This is a genomic window from Chryseobacterium sp. KMC2 (genome assembly GCF_016756935.1).
Lineage (GTDB): Bacteria > Bacteroidota > Bacteroidia > Flavobacteriales > Weeksellaceae > Chryseobacterium > Chryseobacterium rhizosphaerae.
In genome coordinates, this window is sequence record NZ_JAESIT010000007.1 from 216054 (window position 1) to 238050 (window position 21997).

The window sequence follows — 21997 nt, forward strand, 5'->3', positions numbered from 1 at the left end:
CTTATTCATGCTTAGTAAGCAGGAAAATCATATTCTGAGAATATATTCAACATAAAAGCAGCCTTCATCATTTTGAAGACTGCTTTTTTGAAAATGTACGAATATTCTGAATTTAAAAACCTGATTCCAGTACCTTTAGCAGTTCTGTCTGCTGGATTACATCATTTTTACTGCTGATAAGATTATAGTTAGCCTGAAGCCATCCGTTGCGGACAACAAAAAAAGTATAGGCATCCATTAACCCTTCTTTATATTTTTCTTCAGATTTCTGAAAAGACAGTTTTTGGTTTTCAAAATTGGTGTCCAGCAGGTTATATTTCTCCTGAGCATTCAAAAACTGTGCTTTAATCGAATTAATATTCTGAGTCAGGTCATTGATGATTAGCTCTTTATCATATTTGGAATTGATGATATCCAGTTTGGCTGTTTCCACATTGGTTTTTACCTGTAGCTTATTAAAAATGGGAATAGTGAGTCCTAAAAGTACAGTTTGGTTTTTGTTTTGAGAAAACTGATCGGAGAAACGGATGTTGGAGTTATCATCCTTTCCCAGCACTTTATTATAAAAAGTAGACCAGCTGTAACTTGCATTTAAAGTTGGCAAATACCCTGCTCTTGCTATATCCTCTTTCTTTTCCTGTGCTTTAATCTCTGCTATTACGGATTGATAGGCAGGATTTTTCTCTAACAATTTTTTTGTAAAATCCGGATCCCGAAACTCGGCTTCTGAAGACAGAGTTTCCTCTGCCATCACAAATTCCAAAGAATCCTGAGTAAAAGCCAATGCATTAAGCAGGTTAATTTTTGACTGATCCCGTTGATTTTTCGCAGATACCCATTGCTCCTGTAAAGTTCCCAGATTCGCTTTGATATCATATACATCACTTTTGGGTCTGTTTCCAATTTCCACTTCTTTTTCAGTACGCTTAATCTGATCCTGCATTCCGGATATCTGGGTTTCCAGGACTTCCAGCCAGCTTTTCCCATTCTGGTAGGCAAAAAACATTTGAATAACATTTAGTTTTACTTTATTCTGTGCCAGCTTAAGCCTGTAAGCACTGGTTTCTTTATTCAATGTAGACAAAGATATATCCAGAATATTTTTCCAGTTGAAAAGACTCCAGTCTGCCTGAGCCGTAAACTGATCATATTGTGTATTGAGAGCTTCCCGCTGATTACTCGATTGGTTAATGGAAGAACCAAAACTATAAGTATGCCTCACCCCTGCTTCTACAGAAGGCAGCAGCATACCTTTTGATCCTGTAATCAGCTTATCATTTTTGGCAACATTCACTGTGGCCTGTTTAACCAGCGGATGATGAGCTGTAGCATAGTCGAGACATTGTTGCAGGTTCCATGTTTGCTGAGCCGGATAAAGGCCAACAAAAAACAGGAAAATTATATTTTTCATGAGGATGTTCTGATTTAAATAATTAAGAAAATAAGATGATCGATGAACTCAGTTACTCATACTTCAGGTATTTGATGAGATCTACTTTTGTGGCTTTATAAGCTTTGATACTTACGACAGCAAATGTTAACCCCAATAAAACCAGGAAACTGACAACAAACGGCCACACCGGCATATCTATTCTATAGGCAAAATCTTTCAACCATTCGTTCATCAGAAAATAACAGATCGGAATACTGATCAAAACAGCAATGACAGCAATCCAAAGGAACTGACGGGTCAGTCCGAAAACCAGAACATAATCTGAAGCACCCAATGTTTTCCGAATCGCCACATCTTTCAATTTCTGCTCTATCATCAAAGAGGAAAGTGCAAAGAGCCCCAGTAAAGCCACCATTAATACCATAGCATTCAGAATAGTCAATAAGGTCTGCTGCTTTTGATAGTCTTCAAAAGTTTTTGCAAATCTCTGATTGATAAAATAATAATCAAAAGGATAGCCCGGTTCTGCTGAAGTCTGCCAGAATTTTTTGACCCTTGCTACCGTTCCTTCAATATCATCCGGTTTTATTTTCACCTGAATATTGTATACATTAAATCTCTTCCAGGGAGATTGTTTGTAATGAAAAAACATGATAGGTTCTATCTTAAATTTAAGGCTTCTAAGATTAAAATCTTTCACAATTCCTACTATCTTATATTTCTTTCCTTCATCAAACCCCGGATGGAGTTCACGCTGAAAAGCCTGTTCATCTGTCCAGCCAAACTTTTTAACAAATGCCTCATTGACAATAATAGTATTCATCGTATCGGAAGCCAGGTTAGGATCCAGCCAGCGTCCTTTTAGTAATTTAACATCCAGAAACTGAAGATAATTATAATCCATTGAACCAGTTTCGGCATCAATACTTTGGTGCTCAAAATCGATATTTGAGCTGCTTCGCCGTCCGCTCCCAGCAACAGCTTCTCCATAGGAAACGGCCTCTACCCCGTTAATTTTCGAGAGTTCATTTTTAAGACGTTCATATTTTAACCATGATTTAGGAGTAAGTTCATTGCAGTAAATCATCATGATCTGTTTTCCATTAAATCCAAGGTCTTTGTTCATCATATGCTTTACCTGACTGTGTACAATCAGACCTCCAATGATAAAAAATGAGGAAATAACGAGCTGTAGCGTAAGAATTCCGTTTCTAAACCAGATTCCGTGTTTGCTTCGGGAGAAATTACCTTTGAGAGTCTCAATTGCTTTAAAGTTTGAAAGATAAAAAGCAGGAACCAGCCCGGATAATAAGGTAACTGCCATGACCATCGCTAAGGAATACATATATACATGCCAGTCGTTCAGCACTATTTCCTTGTTAAAAAATTTATTAAAAGAAGGAAGTAAAAGCTCTGTAAGGGCTAAAGACAGGAAATAAGACAGCAGACATATAATAAATGTCTCTAAAAAGAACTGAAGCATTAGAGAAAGCTTTGTCCCTCCAATTGCTTTTCTTACTCCCACTTCTTTTCCTCTTTGCGATGCTTCTGCCGTTTTCAGATTGATAAAATTGATCGCTGATAAAATAACAATCAGGACAGAAAGGGAAAACAGAATCATAATGGTTCTGAAGTCTCCATTTCCAAACCATGAAGCTTTTGCATGAAGTTTAAGCTGATCCAATGGAACGAGAAATACTCTGTTGGGCCCATACATTTCAAAAAACTGTTGTGCACTCATTCCCGCTTTTTTCGCAGAACGAGCCGCTCTATGTTCCAGAATTTCTTTAAATTTATTTTCAAAAACCGAAGGATCTGCTCCTTTTTTAAGCATAAAAAAGCATCCGTAGTTGAAATTATTCCATTCTTCCTTATCATTTTTAAACTGTTCCACAGGTTTAAAAATGAATTCCGGTTTGATCTGGCTATTCCCTTCAGGGAGCTCATATACAGCGGTAACCATATAATCTTTATCATCAATTTTTATGGATTCACCAGCCGCATTAACGGTTCCGAATAATTTCATAGCTGCCTGTCTGGAAATAGCAATAGAAGCATCTGATTTTAAAGCATCTTTCGCCCGGCCTGAAATAATTTTAAAAGGAAAAAAATTAAAGAAATTTTCCGATGAGGTAAAGCCACCCTGCTGAAAAGCAGTGGTATATTTTGTTCTCATTTTCAATCCTATGTCTGAACCGTTGAAAATAACATAGTCTTCCGTTTCCGAAATCTTTTTAAATGCCTCATACGCCAAAGGATAAGAAATATTATTTCCGTAGAAATTATCTTTTTTGTATAAACTTTGAAAAGCAAAGATCTGATCTTTTTTGGGATTCCATTTTTCATAAGATTCCTCATCGTTCCAATGCATCAGGATCAGCATAAATCCGGTGAGTCCGATGGTAAGTCCAAACAGATTGATAAAAGTAGACAGTCTGTTCTTTTTATAATTAATCAAGGCAATTTTGAGCCAGTTGGTCAGCATAATAATAGGATTACAATTAATAATATTTGATGAAATACTTCAGATTTATTCAAATGCTCCGGCATCTGCTTTTTCAAAAACATCTTTTCTTTGGGAAGCATGTTCCTCATTGAAGATTTCACCGTCTTTCATATTGATAATCCGTGAAGCAAATCCTGCATCATATGAAGAGTGAGTGACCATAACAATGGTAGATCCTTCTCTGTGAAGTTCTGCCAGAAGATTCATCACCTCATTTCCGTTGGAGCTGTCCAGATTTCCGGTGGGCTCATCAGCGAGGATCAGTTTAGGTTTTGTAACCAGTGCTCTTGCTACGGCTGCCCTTTGCTGCTGTCCTCCGGAAAGTTGCTGTGGGTAATGTTTTGAGCGGTGAGCAATATTGATTTTCTCCATAATTTCTTCTACTTTTCTTTTTCTTTCCGCAGAAGAAACTCCGTTGTAAATTAAAGGCAGCTCAATATTTTCATAGACAGTCAGCTCATCAATCAGGTTAAAATTCTGAAAAATAAAACCTATATTTTTTTTACGGACATCCGATTTCTTTCTTTCACTAAGCCCTATCATTTCTCTTTCTTCAAATTGATATGAGCCTGCCGAGGCACTGTCTAAAAGACCGAGAATATTTAAAAAAGTAGATTTCCCACAGCCGGAAGGTCCCATAATGGCCAGGAACTCACCTTCTTTGATGCTCAGGCTTACCTCGTTTAAGGCATGCGTCTGTACATCTTCTGCTCTGTATATTTTTGAAAGATTATGTATATTGATCATGATAATTATGTTTGCTGTTATTGTTGATTAGATTTTTTTATAAGCGATGATAACGGGAGGTTAAAAATATTCATCTTTTTACTTTTTAATATCAAGGATTTCATATTTTTTCAAATCTGAATAATCTGATGTAATAACGGTTTCTCCGGGCTTCAATCCTGATACCACCTCATAATACAGCGGATTCTCTCTTCCAAGACTGATAGTCCTTTTTTCAGCTTTATTTCCTTTCACTACAAAGATCCACTTTCCATTTGTTTCTTTGAAAAAGCTTCCCTTAGAGATCATTGTACTCTGTGTATCGGCTGAAAGCTTTAGTTTCAATCCAAAGGTCATCCCTATTTTCAGATTATCCGGTTTTTTATCGGTAAAATTCAGTTCCACGAGAAACTGACCGTCTTTTACTTCCGGCAGTATTTTAGTGATCACCACTTCATAGGGTTGATCATTATTATCCAGCATTCCTTTAATGCCATTCTGCAGTTTATTGATGTAATATTCATCTACTTTAGCCACCAGCTTATACCCGTCCATCAAATCGACCTTCCCGATACTTCGTCCACTGATAAGGTTTTCTCCCAATGAAATAGCAAATGATGAAAGTCTTCCGGAAGCAGGAGCCATGATGAGAAAATTATTTTTATTGGAACGTAAAACCTGAAGGCTTCTATCCATCTGTCCCATTGATGTATTGACCGCTGTCATTTGGGTATTCCTTGAACTCTTTTCTGTAGAAAAACCCTTTTCAATAATTGATTTCCTCTGTTTCTGATAAGCCAGATTCTGCACACTGATGTCATAATCTGTTTTTTTTCCAATGTCCGCATCATAGAGTCTTTTCTGAAGATTAAAGCTCTGAAGTGCCGTATTATAATCATTCTGGGCTTGTAAGAGTTCTTTATCCTGGGCGAGTTCTTGATTTTTCAGTTCAAGAAGTGTAGTCCTCATCTGGCTGACCTGTTGCATGATTCCTGTTTCCTGATTCATATAACTGAATTCCGTATTGGGATTATATACTCTCGCAATAGGTTGGCCCTTTGTGACAATCTGCCCATCTTCTGCAAAAATTTCTTTCACCACTCCCCCTTCCAAAACATTGACTAATGAAGAATTGAGTGACTGGGTTTGGGCCGTTACCATCAGCATATCTTCAAATTTCCCCTGGGTAACTGCATCAGTCTGAATATCTTCAGCGGAAACATTGTATGTTTTTTTCTGCCTGATAAAATACAGACTGCAGACTCCTATCATCACCAATATGGCCAGCCCGCCAAAAACAAATTTTAATTTCGATTTCTTTTTTACTATTTTCGTATCCATATTAAAGATAACTCATTTTATTACAATAGATTACACAAGGCAGATGCCATAAAATTATAAATCTGTAAGTCCTTGAAAATCTGCAACAGACTTTGTAATAAGAGACAAGTTACTGTTCATTATCGGACACTTTCTGTACGAAAATGAACATTTTTAATCATAAAGAATCCGTTTTTAATAAAGTACCCCACTATGCGTAAAAAAGAAGCTCATATTCTGATCGTGGATGACGATGAAGATATCCTGTTCTCGGCAAGAGTCTGGCTGAAAAAGTTTTTTTCAGAAGTAAGCTGTCTCAGTAAGCCGGCCGAAATTTTAAAATTTATGACTGAGAATCAAGTTGATGCCGTAGTATTGGATATGAATTTCAGAAAAGGTTTTGAAAACGGACAGGACGGTCTTTACTGGATGAAGGAAATTAAAACACTGGAACCTCAGCTTCCTATTATTCTGATGACTGCCTATGGAGAGGTGGAACTCGCTGTAGAGGCTCTGAAAAACGGAGCTTCAGATTTTATACTGAAACCGTGGAATAACGAAAAACTGTATGCCTCCGTGAACCTGGCAGTAGACATTTCAAGAAAAAACAGAAAGCTCAGCCAATGGGAAAATGTACATCAGAAAAATACTCAATATCAACTGCAAAGCCACTCCCCAAAAATGCAGGACGTTCTTGAGCAGATCAGAAAAGTGGCTCCCACCGATGCCAATGTATTGCTATTAGGGGAAAACGGAACTGGAAAATATGTCCTCGCAGAATCCATCCACGAACAGTCAGAAAGGAAAAATCAGCCGTTTGTACATATTGACCTGGGAAGTATTTCGGAAAATCTTTTTGAATCTGAACTCTTTGGATATAAAAAAGGGGCCTTTACAGACGCCCATCAGGATTATGCAGGAAAAATTGAAAATGCCCAGAATGGCACTGTTTTTCTGGATGAAATCGGCAACTTGCCACTCCAGCTTCAGACCAAATTGTTAAGTCTGATTCAAAACAGAAAACTATCCCGATTAGGAGAATCCAAGGAGCGTGTATTGGATGTGCGCTTCATTTTTGCTACCAATGAAAACCTGAAAAAAGCCGTTGCAGAGAACCGTTTCCGACAGGATTTATATTACAGAATCAATACTGTTGAAATTCAGATTCCGGCCTTGCGGGACAGACAGGAAGATATTGGATTGCTGGGCCTCTACTTTCTTGATCGTTATAAACAAAAGTATCACAAGCCTAATCTTCAACTTACAGATGATTTGCTGATCGGTCTCACCCATTTTCCATGGCCGGGAAATATCCGGGAACTGGATCATTGCCTGGAAAGAAGTGTTATTTTATCCAATGACAACAAGCTTCAGTTATTGGTGCCTCAACTGGAAGAGTATGACAGCACCATTACCAATCTCAATATTGAAGAAATGGAGGAACTCCTCATCAGAAAGGCATTGAAAAAACATACCGGAAATATTTCTTTAGCTGCAGAAGACCTGGGCCTTTCACGGGCGGCTCTCTACAGAAGAATGGAGAAATTTGGATTGTAAGTTTAGATAATAGATATCAGACATTAGACTTTTGGCATATTAGGTTTAAAAAGTATCATCAAGTTTATGATCAATAAAATATAGGAAAAACTCATGAGTAAAAATAATATCCTGTGGTTGCTGTACAATCTTCTTGCTATAACAAGTGGAATTACCGCTTATCATTTCTTTTTGGAAGAAAAATGGTTCAGTATGATGCTTTTCATACTGCTCATGATTGTTTTTGTGGCTTTGATGTATTTTTCATTAGCTGCTCAGGACTCCAAAGTAGAAAAGGTCATCTCCTCGATCAGGAATAAAGACTTTTCTTTATTTCCCCAGGAAGAAGGAAGTCCACTTCTCGACAGCAGTATGCGTCTATATTACCAAAGTAAAGAGGAACAATTCTCTTTATCCTCTTATAAATTGCTGTATGAAAGTATCCTGGACCAGATGGAAACAGGGCTGATCATCCTATCCGAAAATAAAACCCGGGAAGTATTTTATGTGAACAATGCCTTTCTCAGTATTTTACAGGTTCCCAGATACAACCGTTGGGAACTGTATGCATCAAAGGTCCCGGAATTCTATAAAATTATTGAAGACACCCATTACCAAAGTTCACAGGAGTTTTTTGACATTTCCATTCATAGCAATTCCAGACAGTCTTTTTCACTCAGAACCCAGCAGGTAAAAAACACACAACACAACTTTTACATTATTACCCTCGAATCTGTTCAGAAAATTATTGAACAAAAAGAGAAACTGGCATGGAATAATCTGATGAAAGTGATTTCCCATGAACTGCTCAATACTCTGACCCCCGTGAACAGCCTGATTCAGAATCTGGAATACATCAGCAACCAGGAGACCATCGATCATGAAGATCAACAGGATATGAAAGAAAGTCTGATGGTTATCAATTCAAAATCCAAACAGCTTTTGAATTTCGTAGACCACTACCGTCAGGTTGCAGAATTACCCAAACCTGTTCTTGCCCCTGTTTTCCTGAAAAAAGTTATTGAATCTGCAGCACGCTTTTTGAAATCTGAATTTGAAAAACATCATATCCAAATGGTTCCGGATATTGAAGATTATACAGTATCAGCTGATGAAAAAATGATTGAGCGAAGTCTGATCAACCTTTACCTTAATGCCATTCATGCGGTTTCTGAAAAGGAATATAAACTCATTACAACCACTGTAAAATCCCAAAACAACCGCATTATCGTAAGTATTACCGATAACGGTTCCGGGATTATCCCTGAGATCAAAGACAAAATTTTCCTGCCCTTTTTCACCACAAGAGCCAACGGTTCCGGAATCGGGCTCACACTGGCAAAAAGCATTATGGAAGCCCATGGTGGTTATCTTAATTATAAAACATTGGAGGAAGGAAGCAGTTTTGAATTGTGGTTTTTGAAATAAACAGTCTATTGGTAATAATAAAATAACGTGAAATAGATACTATTGAAAGGCATAAGCAATATCATTCTATGGCTTGATTGCTATAACAAAAATCGTAAACCTTCCTGACACCCTGTTGTCATTAGTCTGGTCTACCTTTGTTTACAATTAGTCAACAATACAATTTTAAACATTATGAAACTGACCTCATTAAGAATGATTACAAAAGACATTCAACAAACTGTAGAGTTTTACGAAAAAACCATTGGATTAACCACTCAGTGGTATACTGAAGATTTCGCAGAGCTATCTGGTGATTCTATTACTATAGCCATTGGAAGCACGCGAACCATGAAGTTATTTGGTGAAAATTTCAGGGAAGCCACAGGTAATAAAAATACGATCATAGAATTTAGGGTAGCCAATGTAGATGAAGAGTATGAAAGAATTAAAAGTATAGCCAGCGATATTGTACAGGAACCTACCACCATGCCGTGGGGAAACCGATCGCTTTTGTTTTCTGACCCTGATGGAAATCTGATTAACTTTTTTACTCCTGTGAGTGTCGAAGCAATTAAGAAGTTTAGCTAAAGGTTTATCTCAAAAAAATACTGCTTCTGAGAAGCAGTATTTTTTATGTTTTCCTTTTTTTGATTTCTGCCTGGGCTTATGATCCCTGTGGATTTAATTCAAATTCTATTTCATCATCAAGCTCTCCCATTTTCTTAAAATCTAACCTTTCAAGGAGCTGTATGGCTTTAGTATTTTGTTTACTTGTGGCTGCCCAAATACGTTTGAGCCCAATGGTATTCATTCCAAAGTCAATCGCTAATGCCATGGCTTCCGTCATATATCCTTTTCCTTTGTAGTGGGATAATAACACACAGCCCAGTTCCCCTTCTCCCTGTTTAAACCCTCTATAATACCCACATGTCCCCACAATTTTATGGGTAGTATTATCCACGATAGCCCAATGAATGGAGTCCCCGCTGGTATAGTCGCTGTTGATTTTAGCCTGCATTTCTGCTGCCTGCTCAATACTTTCTGCCTGAATGGCATCATAGAACGAAATTTCAATAAGCTCAGGAATATCTGTATCCAAAACCTGTCGCAATGATACCCTATCACCGGTTATATTGGGGAAATTATCGTATTGGGGAAGTGTCATAGTAGTTATAGTTTGAGGACAAATGTACAAATAAACGCTACTGCTCCAAGGCTAATGATTGCAGTAATTAACACAATTTTAACTTCCATTATGGAATTTGCTGTCGTTAATATCAATAGAGAAAGCCGTACTTTGCAGTCTAATAAAATAAGGAAAAGATGGGGTTATTTGATATGTTTACGCAGGAGATCGCAATAGATCTGGGGACCGCTAATACGCTGATCATACATAATAACAAGATCGTCATCGACCAGCCTTCCATTGTTGCTATTGACCGTACAACCGGAAAGCCAATTGCAGTGGGAGAACAAGCCAAACTTATGCAGGGTAAAACCCATGAAAATATTAAAACAATACGTCCGTTAAAGGATGGAGTGATTGCAGACTTTCATGCTTCCGAGCATATGATTAAGGAATTCATCAAGCAGATTCCGGGGATTAGAGGGAGGTTTATACAGCCTGCCCTGAGAATTGTAATATGTATTCCTTCGGGAATTACTGAGGTTGAAAAAAGAGCTGTTAAGGATTCTGCCCAAAAGGTCAATGCCAAGGAAGTAAAACTGATCTATGAGCCAATGGCAGCCGCCATCGGAGCAGGGATTGATGTTCAAAGTCCTGAAGGAAATATGATTATTGATATAGGGGGTGGAACTACCGAAATAGCCGTGGTGGCACTTGGAGGAATTGTATGTGACAAATCCTTAAAAATAGCCGGCGATGTATTTACAAACGATATTGCTTATTTTCTAAGGTCACAGTACAATTTATATATTGGGGAACGAACTGCTGAAAGAATAAAAATTGAAATAGGTTCTGCATTGGAAGAACTGGACTACCCGTTGGAAGATATTCCTGTACAGGGAAGAGATCTTATTACAGGTAAACCGAAAGAAATCATGGTCAACTATAAAGAAGTTTTCAAAGCACTGGATAAATCGTTGATGAGAATTGAGGATGCCGTTTTGGAAACGCTTTCTCTTACTCCACCGGAGCTCGCAGCAGACATTTACAAAACAGGTATTTATCTTGCCGGAGGGGGTGCACTTCTGAACGGACTGGCCGATAGAATACACCGAAAAACAGGACTCCCTGTATGTGTTGCCGAAGATCCTTTAAGAGCTGTTGTCCGTGGAACCGGTATTGCCCTTAAAAATATAAATAAGTTCAGATTCCTGATGAATAGCTAAATTCTGTACATCTTATGATAAAATCTTTCAGTCTATCATGAAACTTCATGAAAAGAAATTCAATGAAATTCTGGAACTGCTAAAATCTAAATTAGGTTCAAAAATCAGTGTTTCAGAGGAGCATGGGACAACATCTCTTTGTATAGAGGACTCTCATTACTGGCTATCAACAGATGCGTATGAATTGACGGTTGGGTTTTCATTGGATCACCAACATTTCAGTGAGGAATATGAAGGTTTAAAAAAGGGAATTGAACAGGCTTTTAAGCTCTTAACCTGTGAAATACGGATAACAGAATACAAAAAAGGAGAAACGGTATTTAAAGTAATAACGGATATCAAAAATTCTGATTCCTCTATAGAAAATATAGGGGTTACCGGTGTTTTAGTTTATCCTTTCTGGAAGAAAACCAGGATTGAAACTACTTATATTGAAAGAATACTCAATCCTGATGAAATAGCTTCTGAAATGAATCAGATTCTCAATTTCAATGAATAAGGTTCGGATGCTTTTTCCATAAAAATAACAAACAGCTTATGCAAGGTAAGCTGTTTGTTTATATGTTGATAACCCGGAATAATTCTTCGATTTACTTTCCCAAAAACTCCACTGCCTTTGCCACAAAAGCATCATGATTCTGAAAGAATGAAGCATGTCCTGAGTCCGGAAAAATAACCAGTTCTGAATGTTCCAGATTCTGAGCCATATTTTTCGCATTTTGAACAGACACTGGAAGGTCATTTTCCCCATGAACGATAAGAACAGGATTTTTAATATTTTTCAATACTGTAAGGGCATTGACATCTTGCTGTGCCCAGCTTAAGACAGCGGTGAACTGTGCATTTGAGGTGGCATCACTTAATACGGGATCTCTGTCCGTTGTACGAAGCTGAATTCTTGCATAGGCCGCTTTCCCTGCAGCAATACTCTGAGCAGATTCTGTAAATCCGAATTTAAGGAAAGAAGCTTCAGGACTTAACCCCGCGGTTCCGGCAATAATATTCGGCAAATTGGATAACCCTATGGCTCCCTGTGGGCCTGTTCCCGTTAAAATCACTTTATTGATCAATCCGGGATTGGTTAAAACAACCCGCTGTGCCACAAATCCTCCCATTGAAAAGCCCATGATATTCACTTTATTCAAATGCAGCGCTTTAATGAAGTCAATTGCATCATCCGCCATTTCCTGTACTGTGTTCGGAGTATTTCCCTGGGAAGAGGCCACTCCTTTATTATCAAACAGAATGACTTTGTATTTTTTTGCCAATCCATCTGTCACTGCAGGATCCCAGTCATCAATTGAACCTCCTAATCCAGGCAGCAATACCAAAGGAATTCCGTCTTCCTTTCCCAGAATACGGTAAGCAATTTTATTTCCTTTACTATCTACAAATTGGGTTTTGGCATTTTGGTGGTTTCTATTTTGTATCTCCTGTATCGTGGGAGGCTCATTTTCTTCACTGCAGGACACTGTCACCACTGTAAAAAGACTTAAACATAATAAGCTTACAGCTGAAATTTTTCTGATTGTTTTCATTGTCGTTTATTTTTATAATTATGGTGCAAACATAAATTGTAAAAGCAAACAGAACAGTTAGAAATAAGCTGAACAGGACATATTTGGGACTCAATCGGACATTTTGAAAAGTGGAAATTTAAGAATGATTAATTGCAAAGATCATGCAACTCAGGTGGGCAAGAGAAGGTGACTTTGTCGCAGGTAAAGCTACATGATATGACATTAGCTTAAAAACTTTGCATCTTTATAACATACATATTATATATTACTTAAACTGTATAATGCTTCCATAGCTTTTTGCGCATCTTGTTTTGCCACAAAAATGTGATCATGAAAATAAGCAGCCACTACATTACAACTTATATTTTCCTGCTTCAGAGCATTCGCAAAAGCTGCAGTAAGCCCTACCGCTTCCAGTGAAGAATGAATATTCAGGGTAATCCACGAAGAAATATAAGTATACCCCAACTTCCATTCGTCTGCCGTTGCTTTTTCCAAAACGATGGTTACAGCTTCAGTTTCCCGAAAGAAAAACAGAACCTTATCAAGGTCAGAAACCTGTTTCAAATCTTTAACTGTACAGAAAACATAATCTCCCGAGTGCAATACAGGCTCCATATTTTTAAGCAGAACTGCCAATTCTTTTTCTCCCGACATCTTTTTTTTACAAAACTAAGGGACAGGGTTCATTATTCATTTATCATTTGATAAAAAAATGAGATGGTAAAGGTAGTTGGCTTTAGAAGAAATAAAAGAGGGTTAGTATCTCAGAGGTTTTGGTATACTACCTACTCAGGCTGGTCCTCAGAATCTATTATTTACGTAAACGAAAAAAAGGAGATCCCCATCTCCTTTTTTGTATTAAATAACCTAACAAGACCTATTTAACTTCTTTATATGTGTTTGTGTTTTTTTGGTATGCTTTCAAGAAGCTGGTTTTGAGGGTTTTTCATACTGTTATTTAATTTCATCACTTGCGTTTTTATATAACTATAGTTTATTATTGGTATAGTTATATTTTTTCTCATTTGTGTAAAAAATTCAAAGTTTAGAATATCTCACTTTCTATTCCCTGAATTCTCTACTGCAAAGTAACAACATTAATGAATAAATTCCCTCATATTCCCCATCGATACACGTCTAAAGAAGCATCGATATTTATCGATAAAATCCTGTCGGAAATAATGCTTTTAGAAATCCTATAATTTGTGATGCGTTTTGATAAGATCAATCAGCTCCACGATATTTTCAATTTTTAATTTCTCAAATATATTTTTCTTAATGGTACTCACCGTATTCTGCTTGATATCCAACTGATTGGAGATTTCCAGATTTCCCAGTCCCTCTGCGTACATTTCGGCAATCTGCAATTCTCTCTTCGTTAGCCGGGCAAGAGGATTCAGCAAATCCGGATTGGAGACAAGCTGTACCAGCAGGTTACGGGAAACGGTGGAAAAGTATTCCCCATTCTCTATAAAATGTAAGATGGCTTCTCTTACTTCTTCCTCTTCGCTTAGCTTACTGAGGTAACCATTAGCACCTGCTTTAATAAACTTAAGTGCATGTAAATCTTCTTCAAGACCGGAAAAGATCAGTATTTTAAGAGCCGGATTCGCCGTTTTCATCTGAGACAAAATATGCAGGCTGTTTCCATCAGGGAAATGGGCATCCATAATAGCGATTTCTATTTCCTCAGATCTTACCAGTTCTACGACCTTTTGTAATGAAGAAGCATGATAAATTTTAGCATCGGGAATTATATCACTGATGATAATTTCCATCCCCTGCCTTACAATACTGTGATCATCTGCTAAAAGGAAGGTAATTTCTTTATTTTCAATTGGTAACTCCATTGTTATTAATGTTTAAATTGATCCTGAATGTTATTTTTGTTCCTTTATGTAATTTGCTTGTGGCAGATATTTCTCCATCAAAAAGCTCTACGATTTCTTTACATAAGCTTAATCCCAGCCCTGCCCCAAGATTGTCTATTTCATCAGAAATTACCCCCTGGTAGTAAGGTTCAAAAATTTTCTTCACATCTGATTCTGAAATTCCAATTCCTGTATCTGCTACAGTTGTGATCAGGGATATTCTATTTTTATCTATAGGCTCCGTAATCATAATAAGATCAATCTGACCGTTTTCTGTGAATTTATTGGCATTCCCAAGAATATTCATGAATACCTGGTTAATTTTTATGTTATCGGCATACACCACTACATCTTCAGGGATTCTCTCTGTGACTACAAACTTATTATTTCTGGTTTCTATATACGGAGTAATAACTTTTGCAATTGAATTAAGCTCATTTTTGAGATTAAAAACGGTATTGATCATTTTTTTCTCAGCCTCCTGATTTTTGGTGTACTCCAAAATCTGGTTAGATTGCAGAAGCAGCGTACTGTTCGTAAATTTAATAGACTGAAGATAATCTTTTATGGTGTCATCTTTCGTCGTTCTGCGGATCTTATCGATAAAAATATTAATGATTTTCAACGGAGACCTCAGATCATGGCTCAGCATTCCTAATATCCTGTTCTTAAAATTAAGGTTCTTCTTAATCTCTTCATTGGCTGCATTAAGTTTTCTTTCATAGATAAATGCCACTCTTGTAAAATACATGATCAGAATAGATACAATGAACATTAAGATCATTAATCCAAGTACCAGATAGGTCCTGATTTTATTATTATTTGAACTTTGTTCGTTATATTCTCTTTCTAATTCGGATTTAAAATCTTTGATGGCATTCTCATATACCTCTATCAATCCATTACTGTACACCAGTAATTTACTGAAATTTCCGTAAAACTGCAAATTATCCCTTTGAGTTTTGGCCGCTTTTAGCTGCACTTTCTTAATTTCATCAGAGTAATGCTTGTCCATAGACTTCATTGCATTATTCATTTTAGATTTTACCTGAGAAAGATCTATTGTCTTATTATTCGTTAAGGTGACCACCGTGCTCTCCTTCTGAACATTCACTTTACCCGTTATGGCATCTTTTAAACGACCCATAAATCCTTTCTTTTTAACAGTATCAGCATAGGTTCGGGTCTGTATATTGAAGTCTTCAAAATCATTCTTATACTTTTCCGGCTCGTATTCCTTGTCCTGAATTTTTGCTGGAGAATTCAGGGAAGACTGATATGCAGAGTCAATCAGTGTTTTTAGCTTGTTAACTTTAAGGGTATCCTTTTTACGCTTAGCAATAGTATTTTTCAGCTTTGGACTTGTCTTTTCATATTCCCCTATTTTATCAAAATTTCCCTTAAGTTTTCTAAGTGACTGAAAATAGAGCTGCAGATCTTTATCATCCTGGCTCACCATATATTTCTGTAGGTGATCTTGTGCATCCATGAAATCTTTCCTTGAATTATCCGTCAATCCTCCCAGTGCCCTGCTTTCTTCCAACTGGCTTTTAATGAAATTCAATTTCTTTTCATTAACAAATTCATTATAAAAAAATATGGCTATAATTACCTGTATCAATAAGATACACAGAATCAATGAGTAATGAACAATTTTCCTCAACTTAAAATTTAAGAATTTATATTTCATATGTGCTTATCCGCTAAATTAGTTTTCGCCACTATCAGGTTTTTATAGTTTTATTTTCACATGGTCAATCTATGCTCAAAAACCTAGTAATCGCTGTATATCATTCAATTGACAAAGGTAAAGTAATTTTTGGCTTATCATAATATTAAATACCACATAAAATGCCAGGAATTTAATTTTTGTTTACTTATTTTTTTGTGAGAGGTCCCTGGTATCAGGTAGAAAACCCTAAAGATAAGAGGCAAAAAGTGAAAGATTGCAGAACGGAAACCAGAGACTACAGGCTGACTCATTTGGGGATTATTTTTCAATTCTTAAAAAGTAAACACTTAACATATTCATTATCATAACATTACAATTATTTCAAATATTATTTTATGAGAATAAGTATGAGATTTAAAATAATATATTACATTTGCATAACCAGTTATATAATCAATTATACTATGAGCTTATTTGAAAAGACCGGAAAAATAGCATTAGGCAGCCGACTGCGCTTTATGGCATCCAACATGACGGAGGAAGCGGCAAAAATTTATGAACTGTATGATGTTGATTTCTCTCCTAAGTGGTTTCCCGTATTTTTTGTTTTATCGGAAGAGGGTCCCAGGACAATAACTGAGATTGCAGGTGAAATAGGACATTCTCAGCCTTCTGTAACGAAAATCATCAAGGAAATGGCCACAGCAGGATTGGTACAGGATAACCTTACCACTCAGGACAAGCGGAGAAATGTTGTTGGGCTTAGTGAAAAAGGTATTGAACTTTCGTCAAAGATAAAAATTCAGTGCGCTGATATTGACCAGGCTATTGACGGAATCATCAGTGAGGCTACCCATAATTTATGGGAAGCACTGGCTGAATGGGAGTTTTTATTGGCCCAAAAGCCATTGTTAAAAAGAGTACAGGAACAAAAGAAAATCCGTGAAAGTAAAGAGGTAGAAATTGTAGATTATGAACCCAAATACCAGACGGCTTTCCAAGCACTCAATGAGGAATGGATTTCCAACTACTTCAAAATGGAAGATGCCGATTACAGAGCATTAGACAATCCTGAGGAATATATTTTACATAAAGGCGGAAAAATAATGGTAGCCTTATACCATAATGAACCGCTGGGCGTTTGTGCCCTCATAAAAATGGATGATCCTGATTATGATTTTGAACTGGCAAAAATGGCCGTTTCACCAAAGGCACAGGGAAAAAATATGGGTTGGTTACTAGGATGCGCAATGATCAGTGCTGCCAGAGAATCCGGAGCGTCCAAACTCTATCTTGAAAGCAACACAATATTGAAACCCGCAATCAACCTGTATTATAAATTGGGATTCCAGAAAATAACGGGACGTCCTACTCCCTATCAACGATGTAATATTCAAATGGAATTAAATTTAAAAGATCAATAATGTACGATAAAAAAGTAGCCATCGTCATTAAGGACGATTTATTAGCCTGGCAAAAACTTAATGTTGTTTCTTTCCTGGCAGGAAGTATTGCCATTCAATTTCCGGAGACCCATGGTCAGGACTTCATAACAGCCGATCAGGAAAAATTCCTGCCATTCATCAAGCACCCTACCCTTATCTATAAAGCAGACACTGCCGAAAAGCTGCAAAGAGCATTCCGCCGTTCCAGAGACCGTGAGCTAGCGATCGGAATCTACACCCGGCCGCTTTTTGATACCCGCTCAGGAGAAGAAAATGTTGCAGAAATAGCAAAACATACCGCAGATACCCTGGATTTAGTTGGCATCATTGTGTATGGTGACCATAAAAAAGTAGATAAAGCCTTAGATGGCTTAAAGTTTCACGAATAAAATAAAATACATGTTTGACAGAATACAACAGAGCTTTGATCAGCAAGGTATCATGAAAACCATAGGAGCCCAACTGGATGAAATTGATAAAGGAATAGTAAAAATCAGCTGTACGTTTTCCGATGCTTTAACACAGCAACATGGCTTTTTCCATGCAGGAGTTATGACCACTATTGTAGACAGTGCCTGTGGATATGCGGCCTTAACCACCATGCCCGAAAATGCCAATGTATTGACCGTAGAGTTTAAAGTCAACTTTATGAAACCGGCCAAAACAGATAAACTTATTGCCATTGGAAAAGTCCTTCAGTCAGGAAGAACACTGACCGTTTGTGAAGGTTATATTTATGATGAATACGAGGAGAAATTACTTGCAAAAATGACGGCCACTATGATTGCCGTATAATCATAAAACCTACCGGTAGCCGGTAGGTTAACATCTTCTCCTTAGAGAATTAAAAAACTCGAACTTTACTTTAAAACATTTATGATTTTACCTTCCATCCATTGGACTGATGCTGGATATCCCACATTCTACGATAGATTCCATTTTTAGACAGAAGCTCCTGATGATTGCCTTTTTCAGCAACCATCCCTTCGTTGAGAACAACAATTTGCCCGGCATTTTGTATCGTTGAAAGCTTATGGGCAATCACCACCACCGTTTTTGATTTTACAAGTTCCTGAATGGCCTTTTGAATATAAATTTCATTTTCAGGATCCAAGCTTGCCGTTGCTTCATCCAGCAGAATAATGGGAGCATTCTTCAGCAAAGCCCTTGCAATACTGATTCTCTGCTTTTGTCCACCTGACAATTTGCTTCCGCCTTCTCCTACTCTTGTATTGATTCCTTCAGGCAGTTCACTGATAAATTCCATACATTGGGAAAGCTCCATCGCTTTATAGATATCATGATCTGCGGCATCGGGATTTCCGATTTTAATATTATTATAAATGGTATCATCAAAAAGATAAACATCCTGAAAAACTTCACTGATGAGTTTATAAAATTCTCTCTGGTCTATCTCTCTGATATCTACTCCTCCAATACTTATACTTCCAGTGTTGACATCCCAAAACCTGGCGATCAGGGAGGCCACAGTCGTTTTACCCGAACCGGAATGGCCTACCAAAGCAAGCATAGATCTTTCGGGAACTGTAAAATTAATCTCCTGCAGGGTCATTTTATCCTGGTATCCAAAACTGACGTTATTGAAATGAATTTCATAGTGTTCAGGAAATCTATTTTCTCCGGTTTCCATAGTAGGTTCTTCCAAAATCCCGATGATCCGGCTTAAGCTTTCATTCATATACCGCAATACCAGATAATCAACCATGACCACTTTCAATGGATTATAAAGATTATACCCCATAATTAAAAAGGTAATCAGAACGGGAATTGTGATAGAATGGCTAAAAAGAAAGTATAGTCCAAGGGCCACCGTCAGAACAAATCCAATCTCAAACACAATGGACGCCGTAACAATAAATGGTCCGGGAACTGCTTCGAGGCGAATAGACTTCCTGCGCAGATCTTCAAATGAGTCTTCCAGTCCTTTATACTTTTCACCCGTTAAACCATAAGATTTTAAATGACGGATTCCCTGGACATATTCTAAAAATTTAGCTCCCACTGTATTTCTTGCCTCAATCTGCTTTTTCCCCAGGCGGCTTACCAAATAATTGGCTATCCTCAAAAATGGATATACCAGAGGTAATGCTGCCAGCAGACATAAAGCTAATCTCCAATCGTAAATCAATAAAAATACGGACAGTACAACCGTCCCAAAAGCTGCAGAAGCAAGATTTCCAATACTATGGCCAAAGATTCCTTCAAAATTGGCCACATCCTGTAAAACTACCGAAGCAATTTCTCCCGGATCTTTCTGCTTGAAAAATCCCAGTGAGAACTTCTGAATATGATTTCCCAGTTTGATCCGCAGCTTGGTAGAGAGATCATATACCAAAATGTTTGACCGAACCATTGAACGTGATGCCACAAAAAACTGGATGACCAGCATAACAGCCATTACAGCAACAACTGACCAAACTCTGGTTGTATCCGGATCAGATGAAAATAATTCCCAAATGATAATCAGTAAGATTCCCGAAGGGGCTGCAATGAAGATACTGTGAATAATCTCCATAATCATTACTTTCTTAGTTTCTTTCGAATTAAAGGAAGTAACGTATTGTAAGTTTTTGATCATTGTTTTTAAATGATTTAATGGTTATAATTCTGATCTTAATTTTTTTCTGAACAGTAAAAACAGTGAGCTGAAAAATATAAGATAGGCTACATTAAATACAGCTCCTCCCAACCACCCGGAATAAGGCAAAGGCAGTACATTTTTGATAAAAACCAGAAAAACAGTCAATACAAAAGGGGTCACTACAGCCGTCCATGCAGGAAGCACCGTTTTTTTCATCACAATACAAACTGCAAACAGAATCCAGCCTACAGCTAATACTCCAATGGCTGTTCCCCAGGAAATATTCAGCATTCTCACAAAGCTTCTTCCCATCTCCAAAATATAAGGATGTGAAACAGGGTCAGTATGACCAACTGCTTTATAGATTTCACCTACATAAAAGAATACAGCATGACCTAAAGGGGATAAAATAGCCCCTGCCAGTAAAATCCAATAAGTAAGTATAGCATACCATTTTGTTTTGTCTCTGAAAAACTGGTACACCAGCCATGTTGCAGGAAAAAGTAATGGTGCACTTAAAGCCCCTATCAGAGCTCCAAACATAAGCCTGGAAGTGGATCCTTCCAACATAAGCGTGGCTAAACCAACATCCATCAGGTCGGCATAATTTTCAGAATATAACGGATAATCTGCAGGATCAGGATCAAATCCGGCAATACAGATGTCCCCTATTATCCACAATATGGATACGAGAATGGCACAGGCAAACGCCCAGTTTATTTTGTTTGAATATTTCATATTTTCGCTTTTTTTCTACTATACTTAGGTTTTTATAAATACTTGAATGAAGTTTAGCCGGCTGCATTTTCCTGATGCCTGTCTATGGCAGATTTATCTTCGGAAACCCCGGATTTCCAATAAGAATAGGCGTACAGTTCTTCCTGCTTCCAGTTCTTTTCTTTCCGGAGATATCTGCGGATTTCTTTTACTGATGAGAATTCAGCAGCAACATACCCGGAGCGAGAGGTCTCAGGCATAGGCTGTTGTTTTACGATTTCTGCCAAACGGCTGCCCTGTTGTGGATTTTCATTATGAATCCACAGAAACCTTATGTCCGCTTTGGTTTCCAACCGCTGTTCCTCCATTTTACTATCGACCTCAAGAATGCAGGTTCCCTTCACTCCAAACGGTAAATCTTCCAAAATTGCAGCAATAACAGGAATCCCCGTAGAATCTGCAACCAAAAGATAATTTTCAGCTTTTGCATAGAGCTCTGTTTCCCCATCTTTCATTAAAATACCCAACAGATCCCCTTCCTTTGCCGTAATTGCCCAGGCAGAAGCAGGACCTTCGTCTCCGTGAGCTACAAAGTCAATCCATATTTCATTTTTTTCAAGATCAATTCCCCGGTGGGTATATGTTCTTACAATAGGACGAACCTCTTCAGGCTGAGGCTTCCACTGCATTTTTTCATAATCAAATTCAGGGAAATGAATGGTATGCACCCCTTTTGGTGGAATGAGAATCTTATTATTCACCCCAATCGTCGTATTGGCGATTAACGGGACCTCTTTTCCTGTAAAAAATATCCTGATATAGTGTGGGGTAATATATTCTTTCCGGCACACCGTAAATTCACCCTGTATTGCTTTAAAATTCTTCATTACATCTATTCTTTAGTTATACTTCTGTTAATACTCT

At 37.5% G+C, this 21997-nt stretch carries 20 protein-coding genes; 8 read left to right on the forward strand and 12 right to left on the reverse strand.

Annotated elements, in window-relative coordinates; all coding sequences use genetic code 11:
• Positions 1-112 precede the first annotated feature (112 nt).
• The 4 genes from JML65_RS10610 to JML65_RS10625 all read right to left on the reverse strand — a co-directional run bounded on the left by JML65_RS10610 (position 113) and on the right by JML65_RS10625 (position 5966).
• Positions 113-1411 (reverse strand): TolC family protein, encoded by a 1299-nt coding sequence (locus JML65_RS10610; RefSeq protein ID WP_202270847.1) that lies wholly within the window; start codon positions 1409-1411, stop codon positions 113-115.
• 52 nt (positions 1412-1463) lie between these two features.
• Positions 1464-3878 (reverse strand): FtsX-like permease family protein, encoded by a 2415-nt coding sequence (locus JML65_RS10615; protein WP_202270848.1) that lies wholly within the window; start codon positions 3876-3878, stop codon positions 1464-1466.
• 45 nt (positions 3879-3923) lie between these two features.
• A complete protein-coding gene (locus JML65_RS10620; protein ID WP_084084783.1) occupies positions 3924-4646 on the reverse strand; it encodes an ABC transporter ATP-binding protein in 723 nt (240 codons plus the stop codon).
• A gap of 78 nt (positions 4647-4724) precedes the next feature.
• Positions 4725-5966, reverse strand: a complete 1242-nt coding sequence (locus tag JML65_RS10625) for an efflux RND transporter periplasmic adaptor subunit (RefSeq protein ID WP_047490709.1) — start codon at positions 5964-5966, stop codon at positions 4725-4727.
• 192 nt (positions 5967-6158) lie between these two features.
• Here JML65_RS10625 and JML65_RS10630 point away from each other — a divergent pair, with 192 nt between their 5' ends.
• The 3 genes from JML65_RS10630 to JML65_RS10640 all read left to right on the forward strand — a co-directional run bounded on the left by JML65_RS10630 (position 6159) and on the right by JML65_RS10640 (position 9479).
• Positions 6159-7502, forward strand: coding sequence for a sigma-54-dependent transcriptional regulator (locus tag JML65_RS10630; protein WP_202270849.1), 1344 nt, complete (start codon positions 6159-6161; stop codon positions 7500-7502).
• Between the two features lie 93 nt (positions 7503-7595).
• Entirely contained in the window at positions 7596-8909 is a 1314-nt protein-coding gene (locus JML65_RS10635) for a sensor histidine kinase (RefSeq protein ID WP_202270850.1), read from the forward strand.
• Between the two features lie 174 nt (positions 8910-9083).
• Positions 9084-9479: a VOC family protein gene (locus JML65_RS10640; RefSeq protein WP_202270851.1), complete on the forward strand. Its 396-nt coding sequence runs from the start codon at positions 9084-9086 to the stop codon at positions 9477-9479.
• 76 nt (positions 9480-9555) lie between these two features.
• Here JML65_RS10640 and JML65_RS10645 read toward each other — a convergent pair whose 3' ends face one another.
• Positions 9556-10056 carry a GNAT family N-acetyltransferase gene (locus JML65_RS10645; protein ID WP_202270852.1) on the reverse strand — a complete coding sequence of 167 codons (501 nt, stop codon included), beginning with the start codon at positions 10054-10056 and terminating at the stop codon, positions 9556-9558.
• Positions 10057-10214: 158 nt separating this feature from the next.
• On the opposite strand from JML65_RS10645, the gene JML65_RS10650 reads away from it, so the two are divergent.
• Both JML65_RS10650 and JML65_RS10655 read left to right on the forward strand, forming a co-directional pair.
• Positions 10215-11243 carry a rod shape-determining protein gene (locus JML65_RS10650; protein ID WP_047490723.1) on the forward strand — a complete coding sequence of 343 codons (1029 nt, stop codon included), beginning with the start codon at positions 10215-10217 and terminating at the stop codon, positions 11241-11243.
• Positions 11244-11280: 37 nt separating this feature from the next.
• Positions 11281-11742 (forward strand): hypothetical protein, encoded by a 462-nt coding sequence (locus JML65_RS10655; RefSeq protein WP_202270853.1) that lies wholly within the window; start codon positions 11281-11283, stop codon positions 11740-11742.
• A 91-nt stretch (positions 11743-11833) separates the two neighbouring features.
• Here JML65_RS10655 and JML65_RS10660 read toward each other — a convergent pair whose 3' ends face one another.
• From JML65_RS10660 to JML65_RS10675, 4 genes are all read right to left on the reverse strand, one after another.
• Entirely contained in the window at positions 11834-12781 is a 948-nt protein-coding gene (locus tag JML65_RS10660; RefSeq protein ID WP_202270854.1) for an alpha/beta fold hydrolase, read from the reverse strand.
• A gap of 240 nt (positions 12782-13021) precedes the next feature.
• Complete coding sequence (locus tag JML65_RS10665; protein ID WP_115918982.1) at positions 13022-13420, reverse strand: ACT domain-containing protein; 399 nt, start codon at positions 13418-13420, stop codon at positions 13022-13024.
• A gap of 542 nt (positions 13421-13962) precedes the next feature.
• Positions 13963-14616, reverse strand: coding sequence for a response regulator transcription factor (locus tag JML65_RS10670; protein ID WP_047490731.1), 654 nt, complete (start codon positions 14614-14616; stop codon positions 13963-13965).
• Complete coding sequence (locus JML65_RS10675) at positions 14600-16201, reverse strand: sensor histidine kinase (protein WP_237390841.1); 1602 nt, start codon at positions 16199-16201, stop codon at positions 14600-14602. The genes JML65_RS10670 and JML65_RS10675 overlap by 17 nt, the downstream gene beginning before the upstream one ends.
• A 572-nt stretch (positions 16202-16773) precedes the next feature.
• Here JML65_RS10675 and JML65_RS10680 point away from each other — a divergent pair.
• Genes JML65_RS10680 through JML65_RS10690 form a run of 3 tightly spaced genes read left to right on the forward strand, consistent with a single transcriptional unit; the run spans position 16774 to position 18549 of the window.
• A complete protein-coding gene (locus JML65_RS10680; RefSeq protein WP_202270855.1) occupies positions 16774-17733 on the forward strand; it encodes a helix-turn-helix domain-containing GNAT family N-acetyltransferase in 960 nt (319 codons plus the stop codon).
• Positions 17733-18143, forward strand: a complete 411-nt coding sequence (locus tag JML65_RS10685) for a DUF2000 domain-containing protein (RefSeq protein WP_202270856.1) — start codon at positions 17733-17735, stop codon at positions 18141-18143. The genes JML65_RS10680 and JML65_RS10685 overlap by 1 nt, the downstream gene beginning before the upstream one ends.
• Positions 18144-18153: 10 nt before the next feature.
• A complete protein-coding gene (locus JML65_RS10690; RefSeq protein ID WP_202270857.1) occupies positions 18154-18549 on the forward strand; it encodes a PaaI family thioesterase in 396 nt (131 codons plus the stop codon).
• 79 nt (positions 18550-18628) lie between these two features.
• Here the strand turns inward: JML65_RS10690 and JML65_RS10695 are convergent, their stop codons facing one another.
• Genes JML65_RS10695 through JML65_RS10705 form a run of 3 tightly spaced genes read right to left on the reverse strand, consistent with a single transcriptional unit; the run spans position 18629 to position 21960 of the window.
• On the reverse strand, positions 18629-20353 hold the full coding sequence (locus JML65_RS10695) for an ABC transporter ATP-binding protein (protein WP_202270858.1): 1725 nt from the start codon (positions 20351-20353) through the stop codon (positions 18629-18631).
• A 21-nt stretch (positions 20354-20374) separates the two neighbouring features.
• Positions 20375-21094 (reverse strand): DUF6796 family protein, encoded by a 720-nt coding sequence (locus JML65_RS10700; RefSeq protein ID WP_202270859.1) that lies wholly within the window; start codon positions 21092-21094, stop codon positions 20375-20377.
• A gap of 53 nt (positions 21095-21147) precedes the next feature.
• A complete protein-coding gene (locus tag JML65_RS10705; RefSeq protein ID WP_202270860.1) occupies positions 21148-21960 on the reverse strand; it encodes a siderophore-interacting protein in 813 nt (270 codons plus the stop codon).
• Between the last annotated feature and the right edge of the window lie 37 nt (positions 21961-21997).